Below are 546 nucleotides of genomic sequence, written 5' to 3'. Positions count from 1 at the left end.
CATGGAAGCCGACGATCTGCTGGCGTTAGGCATTACCGCGACACCGGCGCAGCAGGCCGAGCGTCTTGCGGTGCTGACGCGTGATTGTGGATTGGATGGTGTGGTGTGTTCGGCGCAGGAAGCACAACGCCTGAAACAGGTATGCGGTAACGCGTTTACGTTGGTCACGCCGGGGATCCGTCCGGCGGGCAGCGCCAGTGGCGATCAGCGCCGCATTATGACGCCGGAACAGGCGCAGGCGGCAGGGGTTGATTACATGGTGATTGGGCGTCCGATCACCCAATCTGCCGATCCGGCGCAAACGCTGGCTCAGATTCGGCATTCGTTGTTGGCGGGAGGGCAGGCATGAGTGAGAGCAACAGTCGGTTGGTCTATTCCACCGACGCCGGACGCATCAAGGAAGAACCGACTCCGGTAACGCGTGAGAAAGGCGACGGCGTGGTGCGTATTCAACGGCAAACCAGCGGGCGCAAAGGAAAGGGCGTGTGCATTATCACCGGCCTCGATCTGGATGATGCCGCACTGACCGCGTTGGCCGCAGAGTTG

1 protein-coding gene and 1 pseudogene are annotated in these 546 nt (G+C 61.5%); both read left to right on the top strand.

Going from position 1 to position 546, the window contains the following annotated elements; translation table 11 throughout:
• Positions 1–349: orotidine 5'-phosphate decarboxylase / HUMPS family protein (locus J5224_RS34680; protein WP_264629350.1), on the top strand; the 349-nt coding region annotated here is incomplete at its 5' end.
• Positions 346–546: pseudogene (locus tag J5224_RS34675) on the top strand (stress response translation initiation inhibitor YciH); the annotation flags it as partial. The gene J5224_RS34680 and the pseudogene J5224_RS34675, both read left to right, overlap by 4 nt.

The sequence above is a fragment of the Candidatus Symbiopectobacterium sp. NZEC135 genome (assembly GCF_025962695.1).
The sequence above is the reverse complement of the archived record's forward strand: the minus strand, read 5'-3'. Positions and strand labels throughout refer to the sequence as shown.